9 protein-coding genes are annotated in these 7,180 nt (G+C 55.0%); 5 read left to right on the top strand and 4 right to left on the bottom strand.

What is annotated here, in order from left to right; translation table 11 throughout:
• Positions 1-124: 124 nt before the first annotated feature.
• The 3 genes from ACR0I0_RS20440 to ACR0I0_RS20450 form a co-directional block, all read right to left on the bottom strand.
• Positions 125-982, bottom strand: a complete 858-nt coding sequence (locus tag ACR0I0_RS20440) for a DUF302 domain-containing protein (RefSeq protein ID WP_480492659.1) — start codon at positions 980-982, stop codon at positions 125-127.
• A gap of 19 nt (positions 983-1,001) precedes the next feature.
• Positions 1,002-1,373 carry a DUF4345 domain-containing protein gene (locus ACR0I0_RS20445; protein ID WP_480492661.1) on the bottom strand — a complete coding sequence of 124 codons (372 nt, stop codon included), beginning with the start codon at positions 1,371-1,373 and terminating at the stop codon, positions 1,002-1,004.
• A 126-nt stretch (positions 1,374-1,499) separates the two neighbouring features.
• Positions 1,500-3,062, bottom strand: coding sequence for an arylsulfatase (locus ACR0I0_RS20450; protein ID WP_480492662.1), 1,563 nt, complete (start codon positions 3,060-3,062; stop codon positions 1,500-1,502).
• Between the two features lie 226 nt (positions 3,063-3,288).
• On the opposite strand from ACR0I0_RS20450, the gene ACR0I0_RS20455 reads away from it, so the two are divergent.
• The 5 genes from ACR0I0_RS20455 to ACR0I0_RS20475 all read left to right on the top strand — a co-directional run bounded on the left by ACR0I0_RS20455 (position 3,289) and on the right by ACR0I0_RS20475 (position 6,540).
• Positions 3,289-3,456, top strand: coding sequence for a hypothetical protein (locus tag ACR0I0_RS20455; protein ID WP_170484287.1), 168 nt, complete (start codon positions 3,289-3,291; stop codon positions 3,454-3,456).
• On the top strand, positions 3,449-3,640 hold the full coding sequence (locus tag ACR0I0_RS20460; RefSeq protein ID WP_480492663.1) for a hypothetical protein: 192 nt from the start codon (positions 3,449-3,451) through the stop codon (positions 3,638-3,640). Before ACR0I0_RS20455 ends, ACR0I0_RS20460 begins: the two co-directional genes overlap by 8 nt.
• 40 nt (positions 3,641-3,680) lie before the next feature.
• Positions 3,681-4,985 carry a DUF6538 domain-containing protein gene (locus ACR0I0_RS20465; protein ID WP_480492664.1) on the top strand — a complete coding sequence of 435 codons (1,305 nt, stop codon included), beginning with the start codon at positions 3,681-3,683 and terminating at the stop codon, positions 4,983-4,985.
• Entirely contained in the window at positions 4,982-5,155 is a 174-nt protein-coding gene (locus ACR0I0_RS20470; RefSeq protein ID WP_480492666.1) for a hypothetical protein, read from the top strand. The genes ACR0I0_RS20465 and ACR0I0_RS20470 overlap by 4 nt, the downstream gene beginning before the upstream one ends.
• 194 nt (positions 5,156-5,349) lie before the next feature.
• Positions 5,350-6,540, top strand: a complete 1,191-nt coding sequence (locus ACR0I0_RS20475) for an adenylate/guanylate cyclase domain-containing protein (RefSeq protein ID WP_480492667.1) — start codon at positions 5,350-5,352, stop codon at positions 6,538-6,540.
• Positions 6,541-6,666: 126 nt separating this feature from the next.
• Here ACR0I0_RS20475 and ACR0I0_RS20480 read toward each other — a convergent pair whose 3' ends face one another.
• Positions 6,667-6,960, bottom strand: a complete 294-nt coding sequence (locus ACR0I0_RS20480; RefSeq protein ID WP_480492668.1) for a hypothetical protein — start codon at positions 6,958-6,960, stop codon at positions 6,667-6,669.
• Between the last annotated feature and the right edge of the window lie 220 nt (positions 6,961-7,180).

The following is a 7,180-nucleotide window of genomic DNA, read 5'->3' on the forward strand; positions in this document are numbered from 1 at the left end:
CTGCTGGCGGGTGACTGAGCGGTCGTCCGAGCCTAGTGCTGCGGATGACCGTTGAGAGCCCAAGGCTGACGACGAAAAGACGGCCAATCGCTATTGGGTTTCTATTGCGTTTTCTAAGCAGCGGCTACTCAATTGCCGTCCGAAATGTCTCGGTCAGCCGTGTGTTCAAACCGTGATGAGGTTTGGCTGAAGTACCGTAGTGCAACTCCGCCAAGGCAGCGATGTCATTGAAAATGACTACGGAGCCGCCCTCTTCATTCGCATAAACCAGAAGTTTTTGGCAAAAGGCATCCAAACCAATTGCTGGAAAGCCCGCCATTGCCACGCCACCGGGTGCTGGTCCGCCGAACAGCAAGAGAACCGTATCCGGCAGCGCCACCCCCAGTTGGGAAGCTTCGGTCGCAAAATCGATTTCCCCAAACCAGACGGTATCGTCCTGCCCCATCACGGCTGTCCTGAGACGTTCGACTGCCTCTGGTACGCTGAGCTGAGATCGCAGCTCGATGATCCCGTAGTCGGCAAACAACCCGTTGGTCGGCGCTGGTGTTGCATCCAAGTCGTTTAGAACTTCGAGCATCTTGCTCTGAAACGCACGCAACGAAGAAGCGTCCGTGAGTCCATGCCGGACTTTGAGAAACTGCGAGTCTGTGTAAGCGATCTGTGGGCTACCATCCTGAGCGAAGGAAAGTACGCGAAAAGGAAGGTCCAGACCTGCTCGCACAGTCTCTTCCAGAATTGGTGTGTTTATCTCAGGATCAGAAAAAATGAGTACACGAGACGCTGGCATTTCTACGCCTTCGGCATTGGCCAGTCGCGCGTGATCTATCGATGCGTTTGGAGTAACTCCCGCTTCGGCAACGACAGTCTCAAGCGCCAAGAAGTTTTCATCCACCGCAGTCTGGATGGATGACGATTGTGCAAGAGCGGATGGCGACACAGATGAAGTCGCAACCATCGAGAGAACGAAGAAAAACCTCAGCACTTTACCACTTCCTATTTCATCAAACTTTTTTCAGGGAAACTGCCGCCAGAGCCGCAAATGCTATCTCGGCTGCAAGATAAAAGAGAAGTATCCCGTTCGGAACTCCATCGATAAGAATGCTTAGTATGCGTCCAACGGCCAGTCCCGACATAAACAAAAATAGAACCCACAGCGCGGGGCGTTGTAATTCTGGTTTCGAAGCGGCCGCCAACCAAAACAAAGCGTTTGCCAGATAAAGACCCATAATCGCTCGGAACACGTGGGTTTGGTTCGTTCCTTCCACCGGAAATCCCAGCAAAACTGGGATCGAACTGCCCGGCATCAGGCCATATGATAACGCAATTGGCACGAGGCCGACGGCAGCAAGCAGAAGGACTAATCTGGCACTCATGGAGGACTCCTTCCCGTAGAGGTTTCGCTTTTTTGCGAAAATCCTAGTCGGTTTTTTGGGCACCCGATGATCCGACACGGATGCCCACGCTGCGGTGAGAAAGGCGTATTGGAAGCCTCGCTTTTTCTACTGAGAGATGCCGCCTTCGGTTGTTGTCTGTTCTTCAACATGATCTTGATTGGCGACCGGCTTACCGCGCGGAGGGAACTCCTCGAAAGTAGCGAGATGTGCCTGCACTAGTCGGGCGGCTGGGCCGAAAGCCCACATTTTCTCACCCATCCAGCGGACGTACATCCCGCTTTCCTCTGCTGCTTTCTCATACGGGTCGCGGCGAAGGTTGAAAAGCAAGGGGGCGACCAATTCTTCTTTAGGACCTGACCAGCCGTGGTTTTGAACGACAAAATGCGCCTTCCAATCGTTGTACCGTACTGCTTGGAGATCCGTGCCCTGATAGTAAATCAGCTCGCGGCGGCTACTCTCTCCATCCTCACCGGTCAGGTAAGATAGCTGGTTGTAGCCATCGAGGTGTACTTTGTACCCTTCATAACCCTCTAGGAGTTTCTCTCTTAGGTCTGTGGGGCCTCCCGCCGCGGCGACAAAGGTTGGCATCCAATCCATACCGCTGAAGATACCGTTCAAGACTTGTCCTTCAGGAATTTTGCCCGGCCAGCGAATAATCGCAGGTACCCTAAAGCCACCTTCCCAGGTAGTACCCTTTTCCCCATGAAACGGTGTCGTACCACCATCGGGCCACGTCAGGGTTTCCGGGCCGTTATCGGCGGTGAACATCACTATGGTATTATCGGCGACTCCCAGATCCTCAAGGTGGCTGAGAACGTTACCAACGTTGTTGTCCAACTCCTTCATGACAACATCCTGAAGTCCACGCCCATTGCCTAACATAGCTTCGTATTCGGGGCTAAGGTGGGTCCAGACGTGTGCACGGGCAGGAGCCATCCAGACAAAAAACGGAGTGTCCGACTCTACTGCACGAGAAATGAAGTCCTTCGTGTAAGATGTCACTTCGTCATCCAAAGTCTTTTGGCGCTCCGGAGGTGCAGGCCCGTCATCAATGATGCGCTGCTTCCCTACTTTTCCAAATCGCGGATCGACTGTTTCGTCTTCTTCCTCTGTTGCGAACGAATGAATGATGTTGCGAGGCGCAAATTGCGCATTGAATTCTGGGGCGTCTGGCCAATCCGGATCAGACGTATATTCCATAGCATTCAGGTGATAGAGCCAACCCCAATACTCGTCGAAACCTTTTGTAGTCGGTAGGAACTCGTTGAGATCGCCCAAGTGGTTTTTACCGAACTGGCCCGTCGTGTACCCCAACTTTTTCAAGAACATCGGAAGCGTCGGATCATCCGGATTTAACCCTATCGGATCCCCCGGCAGCCCTACCGTGTGCATACCAGTCCGAATAGGCAACTGTCCGGTCATAAAGGCTGATCGACCGGCAGTACAACTTGGCTCGGCATAATAATCTGTGAGACGAGCACCCTCAGACGAGAGGCGATCCAAGTTCGGCGTCTCGATGCTTTTGACACCTCCGTGGTAAACGCCGACGCTCGCCCAACCCACGTCATCTGCCATGATGACAAGAATGTTGGGCGGGGTATGCTCGTCGGCCCAAGCTCCAGTGAAAGAAAAACAGACCGCACCCGCTACTGAGATAAGCTTGTTCATTAAGACCTCCCGATACGCAATTTCTCACCAACGATAAGAAAAACATCGGCTTGGAGGAACAGTCTAATTTGTTAACTTTTAGGCACAGCACCTTGGTGCAAGAAATGCCTTTGGCCGCAAAGTCCGCAACTTGGTCATTCCCGCAATAAACCTGAACGTCCGCCCCCCGTCGAAACCGAGCAACCTCCTGCATCTAAATAAAGAAGCAACTGCAGGAGTTTGATCCATGAAGTACCTGTCTGCCCTCGGCGTTCTCGTCGGGGGTTTTCTTTTGCACCCACCGCCCAAGGCTGTCCTGACGACGATGCTCTGGGTGGTGTCTCGGTCCCATCCCGCTGTCTCGGCGCTGGTTCTGCTGGCGGTCCTCTGGACGTGGAGGTCCGACGATGACTGAGCTGAAACTGAACCCCGGTGACGTCGTGGTCGTCCGCGCCTTCGATGACGTCCCTGAACATCTGTTCCGCGTGGAAGAGGTGTTCGAAGACTGCGTGACCGGCCATGCCGTCACCGGCCCTCTGGCTGGAGCCTACGGCGAACCGGCACTCGAGATGATCGTCCGGGTTGTCTCTAGCGCCTAACGGCAATCCCCAAAATTCAAAACAGAAAAGGAGGAGATTGATGTCTGCTCACATTCGCTATGCCTATCTGAAGGGCCATACGTGGTTGTTCAGACGCAACTATCCCGTTGACGTGGCTCTCGCGCTGGGCGCTCAGGCGCTGAAGCAGAGCCTCAAGACCGGAGATCGTAACACCGCCCGTGTCCGAGCCGCTGAAGTCAATGCACGGTTCGAGACACTGGTGGAGCAAGTCCGGGGTCAGGCAGAGGAGGCCCTGTCTGCCACAGAAAGCACCGCTGACGGTCCTGATTGGCTTGACCAGCCAGAGTCGTCTCTCGTGCGTCTCCGGGCCACTCTGGAGGGCTCCGGGACAGTTCTGGACGGTCCTGCCTTCACCCGACCAGCCGCACCGGTAAAGGTAGTGATCCGGGACCTGAGCCGCGCCTATCTCTCCCGGCGTAGTGATGAACTGCGACCCAGCGGGTTCAAATCGGTCCGATACTCTGTTGGGTTGTTCACGAGCCGATATGGTGACCAGTCGGTTTGCAGTCTGACGCGGACGGAGGGGCGAGAGTTTCTGTCAGCGATAGCCCAACTGTCTCCGATGATCGGTAAGTCAGAGAGGACCCGCGGGCTGAGCCTGGACCAACTCGTTACCTACTCGTCTCGGGGGTCGGTGACCATCACCGCCAGAACCCAGCGGCGGATCTGGTCGCAGGTCAATCACTTCCTCGACTGGGTGGTCTATGAGGGGCATCTGGAGGTCAACCCGTTCAGGACTGTTCTCTTCGACCGGAAAGTGCGTCCTCAACCCTATGCGGTGCCGACTGACGAGGAAGTCGTGCGATTGCTGGGAGCCAAAGACCGGGACCTGCATTCCGTGCTGCTGACCTGCCTGTTGACGGGAATGCGCGCTGGGGAAGCGGTTGGGTTGCTCCGAGAAGACCTCGTGGCCAAGGGCAATCTCGGTTGCTTCGTTCATGTTCAACCGAACCAACTGAGACTGCTGAAGACCGACGCGGCGGAACGACTGGTCCCGGTTCACCCGGTGCTGGATGAGACCTTCCGGCAATTGCCTAGCCATGGTCCTCTGTTCCCTGACCTGACCGTGGCGCACGTCACCAAGGGGTTCGCGAGACTGAGACGTCGGCTGGGTCTGGAGCGACCGGGACTGGTGTTCCACTCGACCCGCAAGTGGTTTGTGACCCAGTGCGAGCGAACAGGTGTCCCTGAGCACTTCACGGCATCTCTGGTCGGTCACCAATCGGCGCGGTCAGAGAACGGGATCACCTACGGGATTTACTCGGCTGGAATCAGTGATGAGCAGCGTCGGTCGATCGTTGACCAGATACGGCTTCCGGTATGACGTTCCCTGACATTGATGCGTTCGAGGAACGGGCCGCTATCGCTGAATACGATGGTGGCTGCACCCGTAAAGCGGCGGAAGATCTGGCTGCTCGGGCTCAGGGATTCCGGGATGCGGACGCCTACTGGCAGTGGTTGGCTGACTACGTCGTCAACCGCGGACCACCCTGACGCCTAACCCTCGGCGGCCCTAATCGGGTTGCCGGGGGACGCTCACTTTGTTTTCTTTTTTCAGAAGTGGGCGTTGGGTAACGGTTGGCTGAATGGTCGAGTTGCGGGACAATGCGAATCTATTGGTCTTGTGTAACTGAACATTTGTGTCGGATCATTCAGCCAAGCCACAAAATGCCTGAGAGGCGGAAATCATGCGGGTACTTCTGAGTGAAATTCGAGATGCCAAGCACACGCAAGCCGCGTATATTGTGGCGCTTCTAGGCTTTATGGCAAACGCCATATGGACTGTAGCTAATGTCTTCGTGGGAGAGAGGTTTGTTACTGTCGAAAACGCTATCGTCAGTGTCTTGTTTTTGCTTGCTCTGCTCCTGCTTCGTCGCAACAGGCACGGTGCCGCTGCACTTTTGATTTCGACAGTCTTTCTATTGCACATGTTATTTGTTGCATTGACCTTTGGATATGCCTCGGGTGCGCATCAGTTCTTCTTGCTTGGGACAGTCATCCCCTACCTTGTCTTTCCTAGGTCGGCCCGACACGCGGCGAATAGCTTTGCGGCCCTTTCCGGCTTGGCATATCTGGCTTGCACAGCTTTGCGAGATCAGCTTCCCGGAACGATTATCGTCGGAAGCGAAACGGGTATGGCAATATTGAATGCAGCTTTATTGCTGTTGATCCTAGCGGCGACTACCGCTTTCTTTGTTACAGAGATGCGCAAGTCGGACGATGCGCTGGAGGCCGAACATGCCCGTTCCGAAGACCTTCTCTACAACTTGCTTCCGACTGAAATCGCGGCACGCCTCAAAGACGCACCGGATCAGATCATCGCTGACAGCCTCGATCACATTGCGATCTTATATGCCGACATCGTCGGTTTCACCCAGTGCTCAGCCCGGATGGCACCGACCGATCTTGTAAGCTTCCTCAACCGTATCTTTTCCACTTTCGACCACCTTGCGGCAAAACATAAGCTGGAAAAGATCAAGACCATTGGCGACGCCTACATGGTTGCCGCGGGGACGCCTTCTCCCGTGGGCGACCCGGTTCAGTGCATCGCCGAGATGGCGCTCGACATGCAGGCCGCCGTGCAAGACATGTCGCCCGAGTTTACCGACGGGTTGCAGCTACGTATTGGCTTGCATGCCGGTCCCGCCATTGCGGGGGTAATCGGCACCAAAAAACTTTTTTATGATGTCTGGGGCGAAACTGTGAACATTGCAAGCCGAATGGAGAGCCACGGCGAACCGGGCCGCATTCAGTTAACTGGTCCGGCCTATGAAGAACTAAAGACCGAATATACTTTCGAAGAACGCGGAACCATTGAAGTGAAGGGTATGGGCGAGGTTAAGACCTGGTGGCTTACTGGGCGGGTAACTTCCGCATAGGGCTCGGCTCGGTCATCCGACAGAATTTGTTAGATGTATGGTTTGAGGGTGCGAGCGGACATAGCGACCGCTCGCGGGGTGGTCAAAACTCGATCTGTTTAGCAACACTAGGCTTTCCAAGTGAGACTAGAGAGTGCCTTCATCAGTCAACGACATGATGCCATCCGTTGTACCGTCACTGTAAGCGATGCACTGCCATGGGGCGCGGTCAGGTCCTACACCAACGCGCACGAACGTCCCGGCTTCAGAGAACTCCGAACCGAACAGTGCCACATCCGGATTGTTGGTAGTTGCGGTGACATCACGCAAGCAAGCTTGCTCAGCCGCGGTTGGTGTCGCCGACGTAGCGCTGGTTGTACTACCTTCATCACAGGCGGCGAGAAGTGCGACCGCTGGCAATGCCAAAAGATAATTTTTCATAATACACCCTGTTCCGTGTTGATCCATAGAAGCGCCGAAGCGCACTCTGCGGGAACTTAGTTGTGTCCCATATTCGACAATACGGTTTTCACATAGGTGGTCAATTTCTTGCGCTTTTCAAAGGCTATCTAGCTCGGTCTACGAAATTGCTTCCGCTCTGGGCTCAGACCAGTCGTTCGCAGCACTTGGATTGAACGACCGCTCAGTCACCCGCCAGCAC

The sequence above is a fragment of the Ruegeria sp. AG6 genome (genome assembly GCF_056541565.1).